37 protein-coding genes are annotated in these 23086 nt (G+C 38.6%); 3 read left to right on the top strand and 34 right to left on the bottom strand.

Annotated elements, in window-relative coordinates:
• Positions 1-55 precede the first annotated feature (55 nt).
• The 26 genes from IEW44_RS06300 to IEW44_RS06175 form a co-directional block, all read right to left on the bottom strand.
• Positions 56-370: a hypothetical protein gene (locus IEW44_RS06300; RefSeq protein ID WP_188614188.1), complete on the bottom strand. Its 315-nt coding sequence runs from the start codon at positions 368-370 to the stop codon at positions 56-58.
• Between the two features lie 6 nt (positions 371-376).
• Positions 377-901: a phage major tail tube protein gene (locus IEW44_RS06295; protein WP_188614187.1), complete on the bottom strand. Its 525-nt coding sequence runs from the start codon at positions 899-901 to the stop codon at positions 377-379.
• Positions 902-913: 12 nt separating this feature from the next.
• On the bottom strand, positions 914-2368 hold the full coding sequence (locus tag IEW44_RS06290) for a phage tail sheath family protein (protein WP_188614186.1): 1455 nt from the start codon (positions 2366-2368) through the stop codon (positions 914-916).
• Positions 2361-2663 carry a hypothetical protein gene (locus IEW44_RS06285; protein WP_188614185.1) on the bottom strand — a complete coding sequence of 101 codons (303 nt, stop codon included), beginning with the start codon at positions 2661-2663 and terminating at the stop codon, positions 2361-2363. Before IEW44_RS06285 ends, IEW44_RS06290 begins: the two co-directional genes overlap by 8 nt.
• Positions 2653-3126 carry a hypothetical protein gene (locus IEW44_RS06280; RefSeq protein ID WP_188614184.1) on the bottom strand — a complete coding sequence of 158 codons (474 nt, stop codon included), beginning with the start codon at positions 3124-3126 and terminating at the stop codon, positions 2653-2655. The genes IEW44_RS06285 and IEW44_RS06280 overlap by 11 nt, the downstream gene beginning before the upstream one ends.
• Positions 3123-3680, bottom strand: coding sequence for a phage tail protein (locus IEW44_RS06275; protein ID WP_188614183.1), 558 nt, complete (start codon positions 3678-3680; stop codon positions 3123-3125). Before IEW44_RS06275 ends, IEW44_RS06280 begins: the two co-directional genes overlap by 4 nt.
• Positions 3680-4006 (bottom strand): hypothetical protein, encoded by a 327-nt coding sequence (locus IEW44_RS06270; RefSeq protein WP_188614182.1) that lies wholly within the window; start codon positions 4004-4006, stop codon positions 3680-3682. Before IEW44_RS06270 ends, IEW44_RS06275 begins: the two co-directional genes overlap by 1 nt.
• On the bottom strand, positions 4006-4353 hold the full coding sequence (locus IEW44_RS06265) for a hypothetical protein (RefSeq protein WP_188614181.1): 348 nt from the start codon (positions 4351-4353) through the stop codon (positions 4006-4008). Before IEW44_RS06265 ends, IEW44_RS06270 begins: the two co-directional genes overlap by 1 nt.
• A gap of 2 nt (positions 4354-4355) precedes the next feature.
• Positions 4356-5411: a major capsid protein gene (locus IEW44_RS06260; RefSeq protein WP_188614180.1), complete on the bottom strand. Its 1056-nt coding sequence runs from the start codon at positions 5409-5411 to the stop codon at positions 4356-4358.
• Positions 5404-5760, bottom strand: a complete 357-nt coding sequence (locus IEW44_RS06255; RefSeq protein ID WP_188614179.1) for a hypothetical protein — start codon at positions 5758-5760, stop codon at positions 5404-5406. The genes IEW44_RS06260 and IEW44_RS06255 overlap by 8 nt, the downstream gene beginning before the upstream one ends.
• A complete protein-coding gene (locus IEW44_RS06250; protein WP_188614178.1) occupies positions 5760-6794 on the bottom strand; it encodes a head maturation protease, ClpP-related in 1035 nt (344 codons plus the stop codon). The genes IEW44_RS06255 and IEW44_RS06250 overlap by 1 nt, the downstream gene beginning before the upstream one ends.
• Complete coding sequence (locus tag IEW44_RS06245) at positions 6727-8298, bottom strand: phage portal protein (RefSeq protein ID WP_188614177.1); 1572 nt, start codon at positions 8296-8298, stop codon at positions 6727-6729. Before IEW44_RS06245 ends, IEW44_RS06250 begins: the two co-directional genes overlap by 68 nt.
• A gap of 12 nt (positions 8299-8310) precedes the next feature.
• On the bottom strand, positions 8311-8529 hold the full coding sequence (locus IEW44_RS06240; protein ID WP_188614176.1) for a DUF6148 family protein: 219 nt from the start codon (positions 8527-8529) through the stop codon (positions 8311-8313).
• A gap of 1 nt (position 8530) precedes the next feature.
• A complete protein-coding gene (locus tag IEW44_RS06235) occupies positions 8531-10381 on the bottom strand; it encodes a phage terminase large subunit family protein (protein WP_188614175.1) in 1851 nt (616 codons plus the stop codon).
• Positions 10365-10889, bottom strand: coding sequence for a type IV toxin-antitoxin system AbiEi family antitoxin domain-containing protein (locus tag IEW44_RS06230; RefSeq protein ID WP_188614174.1), 525 nt, complete (start codon positions 10887-10889; stop codon positions 10365-10367). The genes IEW44_RS06235 and IEW44_RS06230 overlap by 17 nt, the downstream gene beginning before the upstream one ends.
• A 620-nt stretch (positions 10890-11509) precedes the next feature.
• Positions 11510-12337: a hypothetical protein gene (locus IEW44_RS06225; protein ID WP_188614173.1), complete on the bottom strand. Its 828-nt coding sequence runs from the start codon at positions 12335-12337 to the stop codon at positions 11510-11512.
• A 12-nt stretch (positions 12338-12349) separates the two neighbouring features.
• Entirely contained in the window at positions 12350-12895 is a 546-nt protein-coding gene (locus tag IEW44_RS06220) for a site-specific integrase (RefSeq protein WP_188614172.1), read from the bottom strand.
• The gene (locus IEW44_RS06215) at positions 12895-13317 is read right to left on the bottom strand and encodes an ArpU family phage packaging/lysis transcriptional regulator (protein ID WP_188614171.1); all 423 of its coding nucleotides are present in this window, start codon (positions 13315-13317) and stop codon (positions 12895-12897) included. The genes IEW44_RS06220 and IEW44_RS06215 overlap by 1 nt, the downstream gene beginning before the upstream one ends.
• A gap of 92 nt (positions 13318-13409) precedes the next feature.
• The gene (locus tag IEW44_RS06210) at positions 13410-14636 is read right to left on the bottom strand and encodes a Fic family protein (RefSeq protein ID WP_188614170.1); all 1227 of its coding nucleotides are present in this window, start codon (positions 14634-14636) and stop codon (positions 13410-13412) included.
• Between the two features lie 100 nt (positions 14637-14736).
• Positions 14737-14934 (bottom strand): XtrA/YqaO family protein, encoded by a 198-nt coding sequence (locus tag IEW44_RS06205; protein WP_188614169.1) that lies wholly within the window; start codon positions 14932-14934, stop codon positions 14737-14739.
• A 204-nt stretch (positions 14935-15138) separates the two neighbouring features.
• Positions 15139-15423: a helix-turn-helix domain-containing protein gene (locus IEW44_RS06200; protein WP_188614168.1), complete on the bottom strand. Its 285-nt coding sequence runs from the start codon at positions 15421-15423 to the stop codon at positions 15139-15141.
• Between the two features lie 23 nt (positions 15424-15446).
• Positions 15447-15656, bottom strand: a complete 210-nt coding sequence (locus IEW44_RS06195; protein ID WP_188614167.1) for a hypothetical protein — start codon at positions 15654-15656, stop codon at positions 15447-15449.
• Between the two features lie 15 nt (positions 15657-15671).
• Positions 15672-16142 carry a hypothetical protein gene (locus IEW44_RS06190; protein WP_188614166.1) on the bottom strand — a complete coding sequence of 157 codons (471 nt, stop codon included), beginning with the start codon at positions 16140-16142 and terminating at the stop codon, positions 15672-15674.
• On the bottom strand, positions 16123-17391 hold the full coding sequence (locus tag IEW44_RS06185; RefSeq protein WP_188614165.1) for a replicative DNA helicase: 1269 nt from the start codon (positions 17389-17391) through the stop codon (positions 16123-16125). Before IEW44_RS06185 ends, IEW44_RS06190 begins: the two co-directional genes overlap by 20 nt.
• The gene (locus tag IEW44_RS06180; RefSeq protein WP_188614164.1) at positions 17391-18155 is read right to left on the bottom strand and encodes a conserved phage C-terminal domain-containing protein; all 765 of its coding nucleotides are present in this window, start codon (positions 18153-18155) and stop codon (positions 17391-17393) included. Before IEW44_RS06180 ends, IEW44_RS06185 begins: the two co-directional genes overlap by 1 nt.
• Before the next feature lie 36 nt (positions 18156-18191).
• Positions 18192-18827: an ORF6N domain-containing protein gene (locus IEW44_RS06175; RefSeq protein WP_188614163.1), complete on the bottom strand. Its 636-nt coding sequence runs from the start codon at positions 18825-18827 to the stop codon at positions 18192-18194.
• 278 nt (positions 18828-19105) lie between these two features.
• Here IEW44_RS06175 and IEW44_RS06170 point away from each other — a divergent pair, with 278 nt between their 5' ends.
• Positions 19106-19324: a hypothetical protein gene (locus tag IEW44_RS06170; protein ID WP_188614215.1), complete on the top strand. Its 219-nt coding sequence runs from the start codon at positions 19106-19108 to the stop codon at positions 19322-19324.
• Here the strand turns inward: IEW44_RS06170 and IEW44_RS06165 are convergent.
• On the bottom strand, positions 19314-19514 hold the full coding sequence (locus IEW44_RS06165; protein WP_188614162.1) for a hypothetical protein: 201 nt from the start codon (positions 19512-19514) through the stop codon (positions 19314-19316). The genes IEW44_RS06170 and IEW44_RS06165 overlap by 11 nt on opposite strands.
• Before the next feature lie 75 nt (positions 19515-19589).
• Between IEW44_RS06165 and IEW44_RS06160 the strand changes: the two genes are divergently transcribed.
• Entirely contained in the window at positions 19590-19817 is a 228-nt protein-coding gene (locus IEW44_RS06160; protein ID WP_188614161.1) for a hypothetical protein, read from the top strand.
• Here IEW44_RS06160 and IEW44_RS06155 read toward each other — a convergent pair.
• The 7 genes from IEW44_RS06155 to IEW44_RS06125 form a co-directional block, all read right to left on the bottom strand.
• Positions 19814-20002, bottom strand: coding sequence for a hypothetical protein (locus IEW44_RS06155; RefSeq protein WP_188614160.1), 189 nt, complete (start codon positions 20000-20002; stop codon positions 19814-19816). The two genes, IEW44_RS06160 and IEW44_RS06155, sit on opposite strands and share 4 nt — an antisense overlap.
• A 184-nt stretch (positions 20003-20186) precedes the next feature.
• Entirely contained in the window at positions 20187-20645 is a 459-nt protein-coding gene (locus IEW44_RS06150) for a hypothetical protein (protein WP_188614159.1), read from the bottom strand.
• A gap of 163 nt (positions 20646-20808) precedes the next feature.
• Entirely contained in the window at positions 20809-21024 is a 216-nt protein-coding gene (locus tag IEW44_RS06145; RefSeq protein WP_188614158.1) for a hypothetical protein, read from the bottom strand.
• A gap of 51 nt (positions 21025-21075) precedes the next feature.
• Positions 21076-21396 (bottom strand): hypothetical protein, encoded by a 321-nt coding sequence (locus IEW44_RS06140; protein ID WP_188614157.1) that lies wholly within the window; start codon positions 21394-21396, stop codon positions 21076-21078.
• A gap of 29 nt (positions 21397-21425) precedes the next feature.
• Positions 21426-21713 (bottom strand): helix-turn-helix domain-containing protein, encoded by a 288-nt coding sequence (locus tag IEW44_RS06135; RefSeq protein WP_188614156.1) that lies wholly within the window; start codon positions 21711-21713, stop codon positions 21426-21428.
• Positions 21714-21807: 94 nt separating this feature from the next.
• Complete coding sequence (locus tag IEW44_RS06130) at positions 21808-22131, bottom strand: DNA-binding protein (RefSeq protein ID WP_188614214.1); 324 nt, start codon at positions 22129-22131, stop codon at positions 21808-21810.
• Between the two features lie 178 nt (positions 22132-22309).
• Positions 22310-22507 carry a helix-turn-helix transcriptional regulator gene (locus IEW44_RS06125; RefSeq protein WP_188614155.1) on the bottom strand — a complete coding sequence of 66 codons (198 nt, stop codon included), beginning with the start codon at positions 22505-22507 and terminating at the stop codon, positions 22310-22312.
• A 134-nt stretch (positions 22508-22641) separates the two neighbouring features.
• Here IEW44_RS06125 and IEW44_RS06120 point away from each other — a divergent pair, with 134 nt between their 5' ends.
• Positions 22642-23019 carry a helix-turn-helix domain-containing protein gene (locus IEW44_RS06120; protein WP_188614154.1) on the top strand — a complete coding sequence of 126 codons (378 nt, stop codon included), beginning with the start codon at positions 22642-22644 and terminating at the stop codon, positions 23017-23019.
• Positions 23020-23086: the final 67 nt, after the last annotated feature.

The following is a 23086-nucleotide window of genomic DNA, read 5'->3' as shown; positions in this document are numbered from 1 at the left end:
ATTTGACTCATAATAAGCGCATTACGCTTGATCCAGTCTACTGACTTAATGTTGATTAAAAGAAAAAATCCTGTACCGCCGTAGTTAATGCAAAGTAAGCAACACCAGATAAACCTGCAATCGCTTCATAATCAACATCTAATACGACAGCTACCAATGCCGCACGATAAGGCATAGATGTAAGTACTGGCACATAGTCGCTGCCGCCTTCTTCACGATATTTTTTCTCCGCTTGCATCATATGTTTACCTGTAATACTTTCTGCAGAAAAAGAAAGAAGGTAGCTTTTTTCGCCACCTTCCTTATCAATTACCTTCGTTAACTCTTCACCTTTTTTATTGAGTAAAGGTTCTTTTAAATACACATCCATTTTTACTTACTCCCTTCCAAGTGCTACACGCACATCTTTTAAATAATCTGTACCAGCAATTTTATAAATATAGTTGAATTTATCAATTTCTAGTGTTTCAATGCCATCTTGTGAAATTTTTAGGTAGGATACTTCAAGCTCATTGTTGGTATCGCTATCTTCACCAACCGCTAATTTACCAAGTCCAATATTATGTGCCATTGTGCGCATCACTACCTTGTGAGGGATTACACGATACTCGCCTGTTGAGGCATTTTGTTCTTGTAATGCGCCACGTACCTCAAGTAAATGCGCACCTGGACGACTCAACTTAATAGCATGTGGTGTTAATGAACGCCAGTTAATTTTTACTTTTAGTGACTCTGTATGACCAAAAAGAGGTACTTCAACTTCACCTGAAATACCTGCTCCCTTAATTGTCTTTTTCATACTCGTAACAGTAGGTAACTCAACATCTACAACACCATACATTTCACCATCTGCATCATAAGCATGATAGGCAATTAAATGTTCTGTAACTGGATTACTCATCCTTTATCCTCCTTACACAAATAGGGTTTCCATATATTTTGGATCATATTCTAAAATAAAGTCCATCACGCGCATAGGCGGCGGTGGTGCTAGATACACATGAAAGCGATTAATGCCATCCAATAAATCTGTCGTTGGATTTTCGTCGCGTAGAAAGGCTACGCGTCCACCTAAAATATAGCCACGACTTGCTAAACCATTTAACCAAACGTTATTACTATCAATAATCGATTCAATCATACGGCGGCTCGTATTAGTGTCAATCTTTTGCCACCATGTCATTACTAATTGATTTGTAATCCAGTTGAACATACGGCGAATATTAATAAATGTATCCTTTGGGTCCGTATTGGCAGGGTATGCTCCTGTACGCTCGCCCCAAGCTTTTTGACCGCCGATAAAGTTCAGTGTTGTCACGATTCCCTGCCCATTAAGGTAGTTAGCTTGTGTTGGGCCTAACAATACCTCGTTACCATCTTTTAAAACAGCAGCATTCATCTTCAGATTTTTATTCGATGGGTTTTCTGTGGGAATATCGTCATTTATGCTATCCACTTTACAGATTAATGAAGCTAACTGTGTAGATAAGTGATACTGTTTACTGCCAAGCGCAATTTTGGGCCAGCAAACAATTTGGCGTGGATCGACATAATTATTCTTTTCTTTCCACGCAGGTGCATCTGTATATTTTTTAATGATTGCGGTATCAATATCCGTTAATGCCATTGCCGAAAAGTGCCCGTTTAAATTGCTAGTCTTAGCCGCCATTACTGTAGCTACCTCAACATCCGTCGAGTAACCTGGTGCAATAATTTGTCCTGGGATCAAACGTGTACGAGGAAACACTGTATCAACACACTCCAAGCCAAATGGTTGACCACTCTCGACATCAATACCACCAATAATATCTTTCTTAGTAATAGCTTCAGGTGCTAATTTATCATATTTAGCTACCACTTGCGTTTTCTTAGCGATTGCTGCAGCTAAGTCACTTTCTTCAATTATTGTAATGATTAACTCGCCATCATTTGTAAAAGCTGCTACATAATCACGCAACGCTTCAAATTTAGTGCTTCCTGCTGTCAATTCAATGCTATCTTTTAAAACGCCCGCTTCTAGTAAGGTAACACGCAGTTTAGCATCAAAATACAATTCTTCATTCTCTACTGCGGCAATATGTTCCTTATTATCGAGCACATTAATAAGTACCAGTGGTGCAACGCTATGCGCTTTAAAATGAGAAGACATTGCCTCACAAAGCGTATACTTTTCCCAGTCGTCCGAATAACCGAACTGCTCTGTTGCTTCGCTTAAGTTGTAGCAAAGCGTGGCGGTATTAGGGGCTACGGGTGCTTTGGCTAAATGGATAGGTGCTGTCCCAACAACTACAGTTAAACCTGCACTTGTATTAGCAGGTGGCACTAGACTTGTAGGTACTTCGCTTGTATAGACACCGTGTTTATACATGGCTTGTCACTTCCTTTCGTCCATTTGTTACAGCTGTGTAGGCTTCATTTAATAGTGTGCCTGCTGTCTTTAATTCTTTTTCTGCCTCTGCTAATTTATCCGTTGGTACAAATAAATTTTTTAGCAAAGGTTCTTTGTCAAACAAAGCATTGACCTCTGGTGGTAACCCACCTTTAAAAACCATCGCACGTTGTAATAGGCCACCCGTTAAGTTTGGACCAATATACATAACCTGTGTTTCATCCTTGCGACGTTTTGTCGTCACCTTGCGCTTTACAGTCGTTTTATTCTCCACGTAAAAACGCCTCCATTTCTGCATTAATTTTATTTTGCTCTAACGTAACCATTGGCATTTCCCAATAGGTTTCAATGGCTGCTAAATATTGCGGTGTTGCTTGCTCAGGTGGCAACACGAATTTCATAGGATGTGCTTTACTCATACGATGCCGCTTTGCCACGCTAGGCATTTTAAGCAATGCTTGCTGTATTGGCGTAAGTAAATTTAATACATCTCGCCAGCCTTTTTGCATGCTATGCACACCACCAATAATGTCTACACGTGCAATCGTATTTTCCATATAAATAAAACGAACTATCACACAAGGATAGTCCGCTTCATTTGGGCGCTTACTTGGTAGCTCGTCATCATGCACAAGTACCTCAGCTATTTCATTATTGCGATTTTCCATAGGGCGGTCTTTAACAACTTGGCGAATGAAATTAACTAAATCATCTACTAACATTACTGGCGTACTCAACGTGTCACTCCCCCTAAAATATTACCCGCTTCATGCGATAAACGATTTACAAACTCTTCGCCCATCACCGTTTCAATTTGTAAACGGTGCTCTGGGTTGCTTAACATACCTGGTACGGATGGGCCATATAACTCATCCAGTGGGCGGCGCTTTGACGTACGTCTCATATAAACGCCTGTGCCACCACTTGCATAACTGTCATTAAATGCACCCGCGACAAAGGCACGACTAATTGTTTTACCGCCTGTGCGTCGCACTTGTACTTTAATAGGAGCACGACGTTTAGGTGTTGGACGACGAGGGTTCACGCTAAACTCTGTTAGTTTATGCGTATACCCCTTTACCTCAAGTACGCCACTATAGCGTTGGATTTTCATATCATTGCGAGCTGTAGCAGCCTTAATCGTGTATTGCGTTCGCACAATACGCACAGACTCCGTACGTGCTTTCGTAACAGCACGCTTTAATGCTCGCCCTGTTGCCCTTTCAATCCCACCTGGCAAATGAGCAAGCTCTTCTCGTGCTCTTGCTAACCCTTGCTCTACAATATCCATCAGCCAATATTCGCCTCCAGTTCTATGGTGTACATACCAATGTCCTCACGACAATTGCACACCGTATAAAATTCACCTTCGAGCGTTACGGTTTGTCCTTCTACTGGCTTATAATCTAGCTCTTCTTTGCGAATAAAAAGAGTGATTGCATCTTTAAAAATGCCATCACCCTCATAATTAATATTCACTTGATTACGTTTAGCGTATACATCATCGTCACGCACGGCCGTAATTTCTTTGCCATCAAACTCTAATTTCTCGGCAAATTCATCTTCGGCTAAAAACACTTCAAAATCTTCCCTAAGCAAATCTTTAAAGCTTGTCATTACGCATCATCTTCCAAAAATTCATTTACAAATCCTTGCGCAATGATTGCTTCAATCACCTGTTCTTTTTTTGTGCCTGCAGCTAGATCAACCTTATGCGACTTAGCTTGACGTAGTAGTTCATCCGCTCCGTATGCCTCGTCTAAATCACGTTTCAGTGCTTCATACTCAGCAGGATTGATTGGTGGCTGCGCTACTTTCTCTGCCATTACTACTGTTTGTACACGTTGTGCAGCACGTAAACGAATTAAACGTTCTTCTTCTTTTTTCGTTAGCTTTTCAATTAAGCTGCCTTTTTCATAAATCTTGCCACTGTGATTAACGGTAGTGAGTGCTTGTAATGTCATCGTTATGCCTCCAATACATGCGCCACAAACCAACTATCCGCCTGTGTTGGTACCATAAGTGGTTTCGCATTTAATTGATACATTTGACGAGCAGGATTGCGTTCTACCCATTGTGACGGCACACGTGTTTCTTCGTAAGTAACAAGCGCATTGCTTTTATCATCAGCAATGGTAACAGCTGCATATAAACGAGCATAATCTGCACGGCTATTTAATAGCGCAACTGTACCCGCTGGCACTAATGGTTTCATTTTCGGATTTTTTTCATCTGTAAAATCGTCCAAGAAGTGTTCATTGTACTCGTAAATATCAATACCTTCACGAGTGAGCGTACCGATATACGTCACACCGTTAGGCAATTGACGTGGGCTCATTTCGCCGAGCGAATATTTACGTACATCAAGCATTTCTTTAATATCTGGGTGACGTAAAAACTCATCTACCACATCAGATGCCATAATCATCGTATCAACATTTACAAAGCCCGTGATTTGTACTTGGCGCACCCAACGTTTAATATCACCAAGTGGCTGACTTGTTGGGTCTGACCATAGCTTTTTGCCTGATAAAGTTTCACGGTTTGTGTGATTGAAGTCAATGACATGGTTTAATCCTTCGCCCACCACATCAATTTTGCCCTCAAAAATAGCTTGAGCACACATATATTCCTCACGGCGTGTAATCATTTCTTCAAGCATTAAGCTGTCTTCTAAAAATTTCTTTTTACCACGTTCTTCTGGTGTCATGCCGCCGCTCGTTGACTCACCTGCTGTACGCATCATTAGATCAAAAGCAGTTGTTACAGTATGCGGGCCCACAAGTGGTGGTTGGTAAGTTTCTGTATAGAAGCCTGTATTTTCGACTAACTTACCACCAATGCGCTCATGTACAAAGGGTGCCATTTTACGATGCCCTTTTTTAATGTCTACATCTACTTTTGCTGTAGGAAACTTCTCCACTTTCGTGAAAAATGTATCACGTAAAAATGTCTTTGGCGTATCCATTAAGTTAATAACCGCAAGTTGTGAACGTGTTTCTAATAAATTTAACTTAGACATTATAATCCTCCTCATTTTTAACTGCGCTGTCTAAATAAATACCAAGTTTGCGTAATGCTTGTTCATACTCCACAAACACCGCTTCTTTCGGCAACAGCACTTTATACTTATTAAATTCTCCTGCTGCATAATAAACAGAAGGTCGAGGCTCACCGCTCGTAGCGATTGCATCGGCCATAATGCCATACACTTTATCAGCAGTGGCAATGGTTGCTGTTGCTTGCCCTTGCTCATTAAGTGCAAATACTTGTCCTGCCGCTAACTCTTCATTGGCAGCTACAATAATATCCTTCGTTACAACAGGCGTTTGAAAGCCTGACAGTAAATTTTCATACGGTTGCTGATACATTATTTAACCTCCTTGTACATGCCTGCATTTTTAAGTAGTTGTGCCGCTTGATCCTCAATAGATGGCTCATTACCTGGTGTACCTTGCGCTTGATTAGTAATTGCGTTAAGTGCACCTGCATCCTTCTGCATATTTTTAAAAGTATCTGTACCTTTTTGGCGTTGGTTTTTCAAAATTTCAATTGCGGCAACGTCAGCTGAAATGCCTGTTTCAAACTTAGCTTTAACAATAAATTCTTCCGAGCCAGGAATCGCAATATCTTCTAAATTTTTAATACGCTCACGCTCTTGCTCTACACCCACATTCATTACTGCGTTGTATACGTCAGGGTACTTAGCTAATAGTTCTTCTGGTGTCATACTATCGTCTCCTTTATTTTTAAATTGCGTTGGCACACCACCAACTGCTGATAAATCATGGCTAATGCTATTTAAGACAAGCGTCTTACCTTTAGCGCTAACATCCATGTCAACGTCTTCCATTAGCTCATCCGCAAAGCCTAATGCCACGGCTTCTTCACCATTCATCCACTTAGTTTCATCCATCAATGCAGAAATTTCATCACGTGACAGCGATGTTTTACGTTCATACGTATCAATAATTGTGTTTTTAACTTTAGCAAGCAGTGCCTGCGTTTGGGCAAAGTCTTTTTCTTCGCCATAAGCAAATGTCCACGGATTATGAATCATCATCAACGCATTTTTAGGTTGCTTAATAACATCTGCAGCCATTGCAATGACAGTTGCAGCAGAAGCCGCTAAACCATCAATAATCGCAATTTTATGAGCGTTATAATGGCGCAATACATTGTAAATGGCTTGTGCTGTAAAAACATCACCACCACCGCTGTTAATGCGTATGGTTAGTTCATCGACTTGACCTAGTGTCGCTAAATCTGCCACAAAACCTTTTGACGTAATGTCGTCCCACCAGTCATCTTCGCCAATATCACCATACAAAATTAACTCAGCTGTCCGCTTCTCCTGCTGGCTGTTCTTCACTTTGTTCATCATCTTCCAAAACTTCTTCGGCATCTTTTAACCCTCCTTCCTTCATCGCACGTTCCTCACGAACACGTTGCGGTAAATTGCGCCAAAAATCGCCACCTGTAAGCTCTGCCGTTTCCTTGGCGCGTGTACTAAAGCCTTCATCTACACGCTTTATTGCCGCATTTACTTCTTTTAGTGGGTCAATCTGTCCTTGACTTGGACCATTCCATTCGGCCCCACAATAAGCCTTTTTGATTAATGGATCATCAAAATAACCAGGTGCATCAATACGACCTAATGCAATTGCTTCTGCCAACCACTCTTCATAAATTGGTTGACAAAATCGTGCTGCAAGCCATTCTCGTCGCATACGAAACATTTTCCATGCTTCAAGCAAAGCTGCACGTGAAGCTGAATAAGATGATGTAAAATGTTTTAACAATAATTCATATGGCAACTCTAATGACGAGCCAATTTGACGGCATACCGAGCGCACAAAGCCATCAAACGTCGCATTATTACGCATAGGATTAGCTTGTTCAATTTCTTCACCATCACCGAGTGAAATAATAGCTCCTGCTCCTAGTTCGTAGCTGTTCTCGTCTTGGGCATCAACTTGATCTGATTCGGAAATACTTTCACCAAAAGGTGCTTCGTCTGGCGAGTCAGACTTAATAAACACGGTATACATACTTGATACAAGGGCCGCCATCAACTCTGCTTCAGTGTAGCGACCTAATTGTTTAATCGCTTCAATGGCTGGAGATAATAAAGGAACGCCCCGACGTTGTTCAGGGCGTTCCGCAATCATTAAATGTAAAATATTTTGTCTGCCGCTCTCCTCACCAAACTTTGGTATGCGGTGCCATTCTTTTTGTTTAGAACTTGATGTTAAAGGATGGATATTACACACATGATAATGCGTCACATCGCCATAAATTCCAAGCTCAACACCACTTAAAATTGTTTCTGTATCGCGGCCACCTGGTGACGTTACTCTATCGGCTTCTAACAAATTTACGGTTAGCTGATAAGGTGTACCTGGACTCTCACGATAAGGTAGTGTGGCAAATATCTCGCCACTCATTAAAAAGCTTAGAAAAGCGATTTGCTGTAGCTCATAAAAATTATTCATACGCATAGTGTCCACAAATATTGACTCTGACCATAATTTAAATTCTCGCTCAACTTGTGCTTCCCATACACCTGCTTGCTCTTCGTCCATATTTAATACTGTGTAATCAATTTGCGACTTCAGTCGTAAGCCTGCACCCACTACGTTGGTACGGATTGTTTTTAAAGCACCTGTTGCAATTGGTGTGTTCATATATAGGTCGCGTGAACGCTCACGTAGGGTTTCTAAGTTTTCATCAATGTCTTCTGTTGGACTACCACCGCTTGAAATCCATCCAATCATACTTTTCTTACGTTTGCTGGCACCACCATGCGAATAACCTGTGTTCATAATTTTAGCGATTTGACGAGCTTGTTGCCGTTTAACGCCAGCAGATGGATTAAAAAAATGCACTACCTTGTCTATAACATTCATCTACTTCACTCCTTATAAATCTCTTGGCACAATGCGTGTTACACGGCGCTTTTTCCGACCTTCCACACGGTCAAGCTCTGTACGCCAAAACTTAATTTGCTCACGTACCTGATGCAAGTTAGCTCGTTCCAAACGTCTCGAACCAATTTGATATGCCTGACCTTTCGCAATTGCAGCTTCTGCATTTAACCATAGATGTAAACGTTCTTTAATTTCTACACTACTCCACATGTTATAACCCCCTTGATACTTGTTTTCGCTTTCTACGTCTGCGTCTTGGTGCTTCCATGCCTGTTTTTCCTGACTTACGTAAGCTTTCAAGCAAATCAAATTGTGGATTTATAATCTTTAAAGCAGCTGTAGCATAGTTGCGTAAATCCAGTGGTTCATTTCGTACACCGCTTTTCTTCACCCAAATTACTTTAGGCTGACCATTGACATATTTTATTTTGCGTTGCTCTGAAGTAATGCCTTTAAAATACATCTCATCATAATTACGCTCTTCGTTTGCTGGATAGATACAATAACCGTGTGCTTCGTTATCTACTACTTTTAAACGATTAACCACCATTTCTTTACCTGCATCAACGCCAATACTAAATAGAGCTGCACGTTGTCTATTATTACGTGTGTGACGACCTACAAATGGTACACCTTCGCCGCCACGTCCTTTAATTGCATACACTCTACGATGCTCACGCGCTTTACAAAATTCATAAACTTCTTGTGTATAATGACCGCCACTATCGACGCAAGTGCATGATATGGCTAGTTGCACACCGTCTTCAAATTCAAAAGACTTTTGTAAATAATGGTCAAGTGTGTCCCAAACATCACCTTGCCCTGGGTCACCCATAAAAATTTGATAGCTAATGCCATAAGATTGGTCATTATGTCCCCAACCGACTACTTCAACTTCTAAGCGATCATCTTGAACGTCAACACCAGCAGTTAAAATCAACACTCCTTCTGGTAATTCGGCTTTATACTCTATGCGACGCTTTAATAATGGCTCAATATCTTGTGACTCATAATCCTCAATCCATACTTCACCAAGTGTTGTGTTAACCCATGCTTTTAAGGTTTCTTGACTCTTTTTTGCCGATTTAAAGTTAACAATAATATTACCCCAACTCTCCCAAGGTGACATTAATGCATTTAAGTGAAAGCCTCTTCGATTTGACGTTTTATCACCTGTCACTACCCATTCACCTGGACGACTTTTCCACTCTTGTTCTGTATGTAACTCTTCACAATACGCGCACTTCATACTAACAGGTTCAAATATGATCTGCTCCCATACATATGGTTGAAAATAACCACAACTCGGACACGATATATACCACTCTTCTTTAGTAGAATCGCGAAACTCTTTATAAATACGCGACGTTTTTTCTTCTGTTGGAGTAGACACTGAAATCTTTTTCGCGTCCCAAAATGTTTTGGTACGTTGATGCGCTAAAAATAGTGGATCACCTTCACTCCCCGCTGACGCTGGGAAACGGTCCACCTCATCAGCTAACACAATTTTAATTGGTCGACTTGCTAAACCTGCAGGCGAGTTAGCACCAACAAGTGTTAAATGCCCACCAGGAAACTTTTTATGTAACAATGTGTTGTCACCATCACGTGCAGCTGGATCACCTACCTTAGAACTTAATGTTTTACTATCACGTATCATAGGCGCAATACGGTCTTTACTATATGCTTGGGCAATTTCCAGCGTAGGCATCAGTAGTAATATAGGTGCTGCGTTATAGTCGATGTAATAGCCAATAATATTATTAATCAGTTCCGACTTTCCAACCTGTGCTGATGCCATAACCACAACCTCTTTAGTATTACGGTCTGTCACACAATCCATAATCTCACGTTGATAAGGTGTGCGACTCGTACGCCAACGTCCTGGCTCAGCTGAAGATTCCTTTGACAAAATACGATACTCATCTGCCCATTCACTCACCGTTAATGTAGGTGGTGGCGCAACGACACGTGCTAATCGGGCAAATAAACGCTGTGTGCTTTTAAAACCTTGCGCAATATCCTCAGATAAATCTGTTAAACGCTCACTCGCCTTGCTCATCGTCATCACCTTCTGTCACTGACACAAACATTGCTGGGTCATAATAAGATAATTCTTCTAACACTTCGTTCATTTGGGCCTGTAATAACTCCTGTAACTCACCAACATCAATAATTGTCACAAGCTCAGGTGCTAATTTAGTAGGTAGCCCCAGTAGCTTTCCTCGAAACGCCATTAACATATCATTCATCACGGCTTCAATAGCTGATGCCTTATGCATTTGACCTTTTAAGTGAGATAACTCAATTTCAGCCTTCTCACGCTTTGCCTTTTCATGCAAGAACCGCTCATACTCCAACGATTCCATAATGTCATCCGCTGAAACAGCATCACTTGATAACTTTAAATGTTTAATATAACGGTTAACGGTATCTACGATGTCATAACGTCCATGTGCAACTCGCTCTATAATACCTTCTTCTACTAATTGGCGTACACGACGCTCTGTCATGCCAAACATTTTTGCTACTGCTGTTGTATTTACAATCACCTGATCGCGTTTCACCATTTTTGTATCACCTCATTATTTTTATTATCTGGCTGGAAGGAACACGCTAAAAAACGCTGTGACTAACCGAACTTTGGGGTCACGGCGACCCGCAAGCAAATTTTTTTCAAAAAAAGAACCTACTTTTTTGGGATAAAAGAGGTTCTTTTCATGTAACTATTTTTTTATTTGTGCACATGTACATACTTTATTACAAAAGAATTTTATTTCATTTGTTAAGAATTATTTTTACATATTACTACTATAACAACTTCAAAGTAAAAAAAACTCCCAAGATACTCCCAAAATACTCCCATCATTTGCTTATAAAAAGAGCCCCTACTTTTAAAGTCCACTAAATTCAAAATGGGATACCTGAAATGTTGCTTCAAGCCTTGCTATGACTGCATTATGATTAACAATCAATATCATTTTTATCGTTTATCGTTAAAAATATTAGTTATACATAATGTATATTCTGTTAAACTCGTACACATCCACTAATGCTAGAGCTATCAAGCCTTCTCCTTAACCTCGGTCAATGAGTTTAACATAGCCGTTTTAAGTTAAGCTAACAGTGCAAAAGAAAAACAACAGCTTCACATATGAGTGAAAGACTGCTGTTGGTTGCCGATAACACTTTATAACTTATCAATTTTAGCTTGTAAATCTTTCACGTTTTGCTCAATAATATCGCTTAACTGTTGTAACACCCCCTCAATTAAAAGCCCTTTTTTATTAGCATTAACACAAACATTTTTAATGTCAGCAAATTTATAACTTCCTTGATAATATTCTGCTTTATCACAAATATGCGTAATTTCCTTGATGATGTTTATATCTAAAATTTCTATTTCCTTTATACACTCATGTACTTCTTGCAATTTTTTTTCATCCAATTTGTACATACGAAACTGCGCTTCTAAAACCTCAATCATTGTTATGCTATCATTACCTTTAGAAGAAAACTCTTTAGACTTCTCTTTGAATTCTTCCTTATACTTTATAAACAATTCATGGTTATCTTTATGACTGGATTTCAATCGCCCTTCCATTGTTCTAAATATTGTTAGGAATTTATCCACTGTCAATGAGTACTCACAATAGTTCTCTTTAAATAGTACTAATTGATGTAATGTCTTCTCTTGTTTTTCAATATAATATATCGTCTTAAATCTTTTTCGTTCTTTTTTATCATTAGCTTCTGCTGCGGCTTCTATAGCTACCTCTTGCTGTTTCATAATTTCCTTATGATTCTCATCCTGTTGCTTTAGCATAATATGAGTTGTATACATTACAGCCATTAACCCAACTATACCTCCTAAATAACTACCCCAAAAAGCAATCCAACTTTCAGCATCTCCTGCGATTACAGCAAATACATCACAATATGTGATGATTACTCCTAATATTAAAGGTGCAATTATTATTATTCCTAATATTATTACTATATTTTTTATTTTAAGCAATCCAATTTCACCTCAATACCCCAGCATCTCTACTGATTTTTGTTGTTGGTCTCGATTGATACCAATGTACCTAAGTGTAACATAAGGAGTAGAGTGATTAAACATATCTTGTAACATTCCTATATCTTTTGACTCCCTATAGATATGGTAGCCAAATGTCTTACGTAAAGAGTGCGTACCAATGGAATCCATATGTAAAGCGTCCGCAGCTTCACGTAAAATCTGATACGCTCGCACACGTGTGATAGGTCGGTTCGTGCCTTGGCGTGACTGAAACAAATAGTCATGCGCCTCCATATCTGCAATATAATGCGCAATCATGCGTTTAAGTTTCGGGTTAATAGGCATTAGCTTAGACTTACGTGTCTTTAACTCTCTTATCACCAAATCACTTTTTCCTTGAACATCACGCACACGCAATGCTAAAATATCACTTATCCGTAACCCCGCATATACGCCCATCGCAAACATTAGTGCATCTCGTTCACTGCGCTCTCGTAAATATCTCATCATCAGTGTCACTTGATCCGTGTCTCTTATAGGCTGTACAAACTTCATTATTCATACACCTCCACACCCAGCGCTATTGCCAACTTACATAATGCGCTGCCTTGCACACGATAAAAATGGCTCTCACTTATACCCAACTCTGAATAAATCACATAATTAAACATAGGCTCTGCCTGTAAGTATTTTAACGCAATCAATTGACGTTCCATCTGGCTCAACTTTGTGAGTGCTGCGTTAAGTAACTTCATAAATTGTTGCAACTCCTGAAGGCGATCTACATTTACAATGGCTGCTCGTTCCGTTGATGATGACTTTGCATTTGAAAAGTTCGGCATTTCTAGTGTATAGGTTGCTGTCACCTTTGGCATAACTTCACAAGCTGCAGTTAATTGATACGTGCGGTACTGGCGCAATACACGCTCTGCATTCTTACGTGTACCCTTTTCATGTAACTGTTTCATCTCTAACATATTCAACACTCCTTTAATTTTGACAATAAAAAAAGACACCCTTCCTAAAATTAATTAGGTTGAGTGTCTGCGAATGGATTCGGAAGACTATATTAATTACTTTCCAAAAAATCTTTGTTTATTTTATATATTTTAGGTCTGTTTCCTTCATATAAAACATATCCTTTATTAACCAAACCATTTATCGTTTTTCTTGCTGTAGTTGAACCTACATGAATAATTTCTTTCAATTCATTTACTTGCAATCCTGGGGTAGGAGCAAATAAATAATCTTGCGCCAAGATGTATAATAAAGAACATTCTAAATCGATAAGTTCATCCTTTTCTCGAACTTCTTCGATCGCTTTTTTAGCTAAATTCAACAATGTCGATTTTTCTTTAACTTCCCCTAACATCGTCTTTTGTGTTTCGTTTATTATTTCTAACATAGTTTCGATAAATTCATTTAATTCGCCAGCATTACTAAATTTATTTGTATTTTCAAAAATAGATAAGTATTTTTTAGCATTAAAGTTACATCCTCTAGATAATGAAATACTTGTTATTTCAGAATACTCTTGTTGAAGATATAAACTACTGATAAATCTAGATGTCCTACCATTTCCATCATAGAAAGGGTGAATATACCCAAAATAGTAGTGACCTATGATAACTTTAATAATAAGGGGTATTTCTTCCTCTTCATTTAAGAAAGCTAACATATTTTCTAGTTCATTTTTAATTTCTTTCTCTGGATACACTCCTTGGTGAATCTCTTTTTGTGTACCAGACTTTTTCAATACTACACACTTATCTTTTCGGAATATGTCACCATCAGGTAATTCTTTCTCATCAATCTCTTCTTTTAATAAATAATCATATATTGTTCTAATATCTTGAATTTTGTCGATTTGTTGTAATTTCTTGAGCATTAGTTGAGAGTACGAATGAATCATACTAGTAAATCTAGCCTTGGTTTTTTTATTCATAGCTAACGCTCTTGCGCTTCTGACTAACTCCTCTTTAGAACTTCTTACTCCTTCAATCTCATTAGTATTTTGAAGCTCATTTATAATACTTTCTAATATATATTTATCTTTAGCGATTTCTGGGAGATCTTCAAACTCTTCTTTTAATAGAGCATCGTATTTGTTGATATCTTGTGATAATTTAAACATTCTTAATGTTGGTATAAAATACAATGGATAAATGTTAGATTGATTCATTGGCTTTATAGCTAATTTCAAAACTACTGTAGTTTCACCTTCACGCCTTTTTTCATACTCACGATTAAACTCTGTTGATGTTTTCATTGAGAAAATTTTATATAAAGGATCCATATATAACACTCCTTATTATCATATTACCTTAATATTATCACACTCACTTTTTCTATTTAAACTATAAGCTCAAAATATAGATATTTTGACATTTTAAATATCAAAACTCTTCGCCTTCATCAAACCTCAAGCGTTTCACTTTTCCTTGATGAGTGACAATTTTGGTTTCAGCGTATGCTGGTAAGGCAGCTACTTTTGCGACGCCGTTGGATAGCACGATGACACATGACTCAGGTAGCTCCATAATATCAACAGCCAGTAAACCTTCTTTTGTGATTGGTAGTTCAGTTAAACGCATAATGCTTCCTCCCTGTGCTATACTATAACTTGAGATAAGCAGGGAAGAAGCCTGTATACGAGTCACAACGGTCCTAAACGTTGTGGCTTTTTTATTTCTTACAACATTTCTCACATAAAGCGCCATATTGACATGCGTTTTGATAGAGTAGCTCATCTACACGTTCGCCATGCAACTTATAATGCACCAATATTTCTTTTGCTGTCATAGCTCATATCCTTTCAATACGTCATCCAATGTCATTTGACGTTTTAAAAAATCTTGTTCTGCTAAACGGTTGGCTAACGCTGTTGGTGTTTCAGGTACAAATAAATCATTAGGTTTACAGTTCAGATAATTGCACAAAACGTTCAGTGTTTTGAACTGTATGCCAACTGCCTTATCGTGATACAATGCAGTTAATGTGGTGCGTGAGATTCCCGTATCTTTTGAAACTTGTGTGATGCTCACACGACGCTTGGCCATTTGTATATGTAATATACTGCGCATGAGTTATGCCCCTTTCTACTCTACTACAATAAAAATTTTAATTGTCCACTTGGCGTGGCCGCCATTTGTACAGGTTTTTTTGATACATGTTGTTGATCCACCAAATTACGTAAATATTGATAGCGTTTGATGAGTAATGATTCTGAGCTATTATCTAAACGGTCTAACGTGTCACTTACAGTAGTCTCATCATATGCATATTGGTCTAGTAATGTTAAGATACGTTGGCGCATAGCCATAACCCCTCTCTATCGTTTTGTTAATACTAATTTCCCTGCCTGAGCATGCCCCATATAATAAGGCAAACTTGGTACCGTATGACGAAAGCTTTGTGGTGTGATCCCTCTCATTGTTGTTGCATCTGTAAATGTTTTATACATAAGCCTCCGTGCATTTTGTACACGGCCTTGCCCAAATTTTTGACGGTGTGCCTGGTCAACGCTTAGAGCTTCCAATCCTAACCAAAAGGCATAACCATAATGGTCTTGCACTGCATATAGTTGAATGGGCTGAATGGCAAATACATTTTGCTCCTTTAATGGCACAGCTTGTGGACAGTCCCACTGTACTTGTTGAAAGTCTGTTTGTGGTGTCACAAGCCCTTCTTGTAGTTGCCAAAAAGCGTCATACGTCATGCTGTAAAATTTATCGGTTTCGTAGTCTGTCGCACAAATGTTTTGCATTAATAACTCTAAACCCTCATGCACCGTTAAAGTCATAATCAAACACTCTCCCTGTTTCTTTTGTATAGATAGCACTCACTGTACCTGTTGGACCATTACGTTGCTTAGCAATAATCATTTCAAGTAAACCATTCCGTTCACTTTCTTTATTGTAATAATCATCACGGTACAAAAAGATAACAACATCTGCATCTTGTTCAATATTGCCTGAATCACGTAAGTCACTCATGAGTGGACGTTTATCTTGGCGTTGTTCAACACCACGTGACAATTGTGATAATGCCACTACAGGGCAATTTAATTCTTTGCTCATTTGTTTTAAATCCCAACTAATTTGCCCGATTGCTTGCGTTTGATTTGCTTTAGCATCTTCAGGTTGAATTAACTGTAAGTAGTCAATAAAAATAATAGGTGTTAGATCTTGGTTATTTCGAATCACCTTACGTGCTTGCGCTTTAATTTGCGCCACGGTTAGACTAGCGCGGTCATCAATGTGTAAATTATAACGACTCATCTCACGTATGGCCGTTGCCCAGTATGCTTTTTGTTTATCACTAAAAAACTGATAGGGATTTCGCATTTTTAAACGATTGAAACCACCTACTGTTGCGATTTGACGGTCAATTAATGTCTCACGTGACATCTCAATAGAAAAAATAATAGGTAAATATTGATGTGTTTTACCTGCAGCTATCGCTAATTGATTCATGACATCCGTTTTCCCCATCGAAGGGCGTGCTGCAATGATAGTCATCTCCTTCTTTTGAAAACCGTTTAACATACGATCTAAATCACGCAAACCTGTGGGTACTCCTACATTTTCAACAGCTTCGATATAGGGGCGTTCTAACAGATTAGCCAAATTATTTTTTATATCCGTATCGATATCACTCACATTATCTTGTATGTTATCAAGTGCTTGTTGTACTTGCTCGATTGCCCAGTCACCTTCTTGCGCATTAAATAAAATAGCTCGTTTTTGATCATTGCGCCAGCGTTCTTGTATTAGTGCTACATACTGTTCAAATTTCGCCTCATTGGCAAAGCTTGTTAGCTCACTAAGATAATTAGCGCCTCCCAAATTAGCTGGGTCTGTTGTAGTTAACAAAGTAATATAATCAACAGCCTTTGTTTGCGATATTAACTCACACATACTTGTAAAAATAGTTTTATGAATATGTGTCGCAAAATGTGCCGCTGTTATCGCTGTATCACTAATTAAATAATTATCTTTCAACATACTACCTAGTACACTTTTTTCAGCTAATTCAATACGATCCTGCATTACCAATCCTCTCCTTCATTAAAGTTAAGCTCCACACTTGCTGGTACGGTTACATCAGCTGATATTGATAGCGGTGCCTCGTTGAGATATGCTTCAAATTTTGTGCCAAATAAGGTGGCTGGGCGTAAGTAGTTTTGCATATCTGTGTTTAACCACTGTTTTGTTTTAACATCGATGACTTTTTTAAAGTCGGATAAAATGAACCCCTCGTTGTTACGAGCTTTAATATATTTTTGTGTGACTGTCGATTGAGCTCTAAAATTTTTTCCTGTTTTGAGATTTAAATAAGCGACAACGTCGAGTGCCAACTCGACAGTATTATTCTTATTACTCTTAATCTCTTTGGTTATTGGCCTATGCAAATTGCCTAGACTACTCTGTGCATTTTGCATAGGCTTATCTGTGCAATCTGCCTCCCTCATCTGTGCATTTTGCACACCTTGCAACGTCGCCATTTGCACATAGTCAATGCGATACCATTTTGTGTTATCCATTTTCATGCGATTAAAGCGGTTTGTTGTAATAATTAATCCCTGTTTCTCCAGCTTGGCCATTGCTCGGCGGATCGTATCTCTCGACCAAAATGGAAACTCAACTTGCCACTCATCATACGTGCGATAAATCCACGCATAATCTTCACGGATATTACTTGAGATTTGCAACCTAAAATGCAACTGTTGTAAAATAATAGCCTCGTTTAAACCTACCAAGTTAGCGAGACTTGGTAGGACTTGTAGAGGTGGTTCATTAATTAATAAATTCATATATAGACCTCCTGTGATACTACAACCATACTTATTTCACGATTGCCAATGAGCGATAAATCGCATGGCTTCTGGTAAATCCACTCGACAAATATCACGATAACTCGACACTTGGTATGTCTTTTTCAATGCATGATAAAGTTTAGGATATAACTTAGCTTGATATGCACGAGATGTAGACAACCCTTGTACACGTTGACGTACAGCGATTTGCACACGCTTTTGTTCACCTGTATGGATCGTTGCTTTACGCAATTCTTGTTCTAAATGGCTTACTCTATGTTCAATTGCCACAATATACTCTGGCGATGTAATCAATGCAGCTGTTTGTGGTGCATATTCACTTGGTTTAGTAAAGCATTGTGACATTAACAATTGAAATGCACGACTTGCTGCCTCTGTACGCAAAGACTTAGCAAATTGCCATGCCCCTTTCTCTGTCCATAAATATAAAGTGCTGATGAATTTTAGGGTGGCGTCATTTTGTCGTGAGGCTTTAAATCGTTTTAATTCATCACCTGTTAGAGCATAATAATGCTCGCCTTGAATAAAAGCCTTACGATTACGTTGAAAGTTACGCAACAAACTTTTTGCCTCTACTTGGTAGGCATCTGCTATTTGTTGTGTTGTTAAAGTACGTTGCGAAGCATATTCAATTGTAGTAGGTAACATCTTCTCTTCCTCCTTTGCAAACATAGCGAATATCATGCTATACTTTGCTTAATCACAGTATTTTAGTTGTTTAACTTGGCACAGTTAAACAACTTTTTTTATGCGCAAATTTACGCAACCCCCACCATTAGCGGTGGGACGCTCTGAGCCTAATGCCTGTTTATCCTCGCTCAGACGAGTTTGTTTTTCCACTTTGCAATCTTTCCCCTTTAAGATAACGTTCACTATTTCTAACATTATCTTCTACTTGTTACAATGTTTTAAAGGGGGTGACAATCTTGTACATTTACAAAAGCTGTGTTGGTACTTTTACAATACGTATGACTACTGAGGGTTATGGTTTATTTATTGGCAGTGAGTTACTGGGTAATTACCAAAGTGCCATACAAGCTGCTGATGAAGTCTACACTCATACCACTGGTTACGACAGTTGGGATGATTTAGACGGAGAAATCGATGCACCTACAGACATTTCAGCTTGGGAGCCTATTCGCTAGGTTTATCATTTTCTTTTGCATCCAAATTTTCTAATCGGATGGTACGTTTAGCAATAGTGATTGAACGCACAAGCTCTGCGATAACATGAATATCGCCTGAGCTTGTGTTTGGTGTAAAACTCTTAATTTGCTCAGTAATAAATTTTTCAGTTGCTTCAACCATTGCTTCAGATGTTGTAATAGGTTTCATAACTACACCTCCCTTCCTTTAATGATTTGTATTATATTCACTGGTATAATCCTCCTAGAAAGCGAGGTGGATATATTGAATATATTTGATATTTTAAGATCATTAACACCAAAACATTTTGTTGACTACGGTGTCGTTATTGCTAACAACGACATCGTTAACGCTTGTAAACTTTATGGTCAAGATAATGCAGACATAATTAAATCCTTACTGTTGAATCTCGAAAAACAGAATAAATTATCTATTGTATACATGAATAAATCTGGATTTGAAGATTTAATAGTTGGTGTTAAATTACGTTAGAGTTTCTCTGATTGCATCGCTACATTACTCAGCGAACTGCCTACCACTTCGATCTGATAGGTAGTTCTCCCATTGTTAGCAATTAAGTAATAAAGCAATATAGCTACTTGCATTTCATTTAGTCCTTCCAGTTGCTCACTCGTAAGCACTGTGATCTTTCTAGCCTCTTTTTTAGATGGAAACATGTCATTCACCTCACAATTTATTATCATTAAGAATCAATGCTGATATAATTCACCTAGAATGGACAATTAAGCGGTGAAGTAGAACTTCGATATGCCACAGATGTATTTTTAGTAGACCAAAATAATTCTATAAAATACTAACTAGTGGTGGGACGCTCTGAGCCTAATGCCTGTTTATCCTCGCTCAGACGAGTTCTCTTGCTATAAAGAAATTGCCGAATGTATCACGTTCAGGTAAGCCATTTTCTTTGGTCAGCGTGGCAGGCTCTACGGCTAATGCCTGCTCACAAACACGACAGCATAATGTAGTGTCTGTTGGCGCAATATAGCGTTTGCCTTTGTCTCCACATTCACACCAGTAATAGGCTTGGTAATGTTTTGTACCATCTTCACGTACTTTGATGCCCGTCTCCCATTGCTTTTGCGCTACTAAGTCACCAATGGGGGTATGTAGTGTGCGTGTAGCATTAATTTTAGAGAGCTGTTTTGGTGTGTTTGTTTGCGTTTCTACAGCTTGTTTAATTGGTGTTGCCTCTATTAAGATGGGTTGTTGGAAAAAGCCCTGAATAATGGCGGTCACATGTTCCGCACTCACTTGCTCTGCCTTTAAATGTGCATGGGATAAGGTTACTTCAATATTCATTTTGTACCTCCTGTGTTATAATGGATTATGATATTTTCTTGATGTGCTGATTAACTGCTGTAACAGTTAGTCAGCTTTTTTGTGTGTAAAATGATTGTTACGCATCGCAAAGTACAATTTAATAAATTGCTCATGCTTGGGTAAACGGCACCATTCGCCTGCTTTAATTTTCATGTTTTTCACCTGCCTGATATGCTTTAATTTCTTCAATCGTGTCTTGAATGCCAATGATACGTTGCTGCAAAAGATGGTATTCTAACTGTTTGTCCCAGATGTCTTGCGAGCTACTCTCCGCTACCTCTTGCGCCACATCACGTAACGCCTCTTGTTCTTGATTTGCCATGTCTTCTAAATGGTCAATAATCGCTTTTATGTGCATAACCTGCTCCTCCTTATATTTGAGTAAACTGTATGACAATTAACCGTTCTTTTAGCGTGAGCTTTGCCCAACCTCGTCTGCTAAACCACATACAATCACCTCCTCCTGTTTGGCCACAAAGGCCAAATACTCATAAGCTGCGCGAATACCTAATGCCAGCCCTTTATTCATGTACCGATAATTATCATGGTCACTACTTACTGCCTTTTGTTCAGCCTCTTGCTCTAACTGTTTAAAGTGCAACATTATCTCCTCTATTGACATGTTTGTTTCACCTCTTTTCACCACCTTAACTGTGATACCTTGTGCAGTTAATCGTTGCGCTAAGCGCTGTAAAGGGGAAGCCGATGTCGTAATAGGCTGTACTTTCATAAACTTGGTCATCCTTTCTCGATTTAGCTTCAGCCAACCAATCGCAAGGTAAAGTGGCTGACGAAGCTGAGCAAGGGTAACAAGTCATTAATGATTTGAATACCATCCATGCCATACATCATCGCTACTGCCACCTCTGGCATATTGGTCGCACTTACCCACTGCATAAACGTAGGCATATCAATCACCTTACGATTATTTTCAAACTTACTTACACACGAGCGTGTGCGATTTAACTCTTCAGCCAACCTATCTTGTGTAAAACCTGCTTTAATGCGTAATGCACGTAAAATCGGGCCCTGGTCAAATTGCTTCATACGATCTCACCCCCTTTTGTCTAAACGTTCTCATTTGGAACGTTATGAGATACAAGGAGCACCATAGCTTTACGATACAAACCGTACAATAAAGTTAAGTAGGAACCTGACGCATTAACTTATAAACCAGTGGGGCATTGGGTGAATTATGGTCAATCCACGTAGTATGTTGTACTATCCACCGAAATAATAAATCAGTGGGAATGAGCACCCCAGCTTCACGAAACACAGGAAAATCTTCTCTCCCTAATAACTCCGCAGCCTTCGTATCTCCAATTCGTAAAAGTTGCTTTAATTCATTTCGCGTTAACAGAGGCGGTAGATCATAATATGGATTAGCCTGCTCCTCTAAAATCGCCGTTAATTCCTCACGTATAATTTGTCGCAGCATCTCTGGATCAAAATTCACTTGGAACATCATTACTCCGCTCCTTATTCTTAAATTTGCGTTACCGTAACTCCCCTACTGGTCAACCAGTGGGCATGCTAATTTCTACAAATTGCCCTTACTATTGTTATAGAAAGAAATCAGCTTTTGGGGACAAATTCTTTAAAACAAAAGCTTACTTACCACAAAACAACACGATTCGTGCTTATTATGTGTAAAAAATTTCTTCTACACTTTTTTTAAAGTAAGAAGCGATTTTTATTTTTATTTCGTCTCTTGGAATTCTCTGACCGTTTTCATACATTTGCCATGCACTAACACTAATACCTAAGTCACTAGCTATTTCTTCTCTAGATCTTTGACCTCTAAGAGCCACAAGTGTTCTACTAATTTTTTCTTTATTCATACTCTCCCTCCTTTACCGCACATTATGTGTTGATAAAACAACTATATAACAGCACAAAACGTGTTGTCAACTTATTATTTTTTAAAATCCTTTTTAACACATCTTGTGTTAAAATTAAGTTAGGTGATATGATTATGATTGAGCTATTTGGAAAAAGATTAAAATCTTTAAGAACTTCAAAGAAAATGTCGCAAAAAGAATTTGGTAAATTATTTGGTTTAGCAGAAAGCACAATTGGTATGTATGAACGTGATGAACGTAGACCTGATTTTGAGTTACTAAATAAATTCGCAAATTATTTTGATGTAAGTACAGATTATTTACTAGGAAGAATAGATACACCTAATCCCTATTCACAAGAAAAAAAGAGTGCTGATGAAGAAGCCTTCCAAAAATTCTTGAACGATCCTAACTTGCAAGTGTTCTATAAAGAACTGCCTAACTCGGAAGAAGAAGAAATTGAAATGTTACGTGAGTTTTGGGAGTTTATTAAACATAAAAATAAGACATGAGTAATCGTGTCTTTTATTTTAAAAATACATGGCAATATTTTTCATTATTAGAGTTATATAGATACAT

The organism is Lysinibacillus alkalisoli (assembly GCF_014643595.1).
Taxonomy (GTDB): Bacteria; Bacillota; Bacilli; order Bacillales_A; family Planococcaceae; genus Metalysinibacillus; species Metalysinibacillus alkalisoli.
This window is presented reverse-complemented; position numbering and strand designations above follow the sequence as displayed.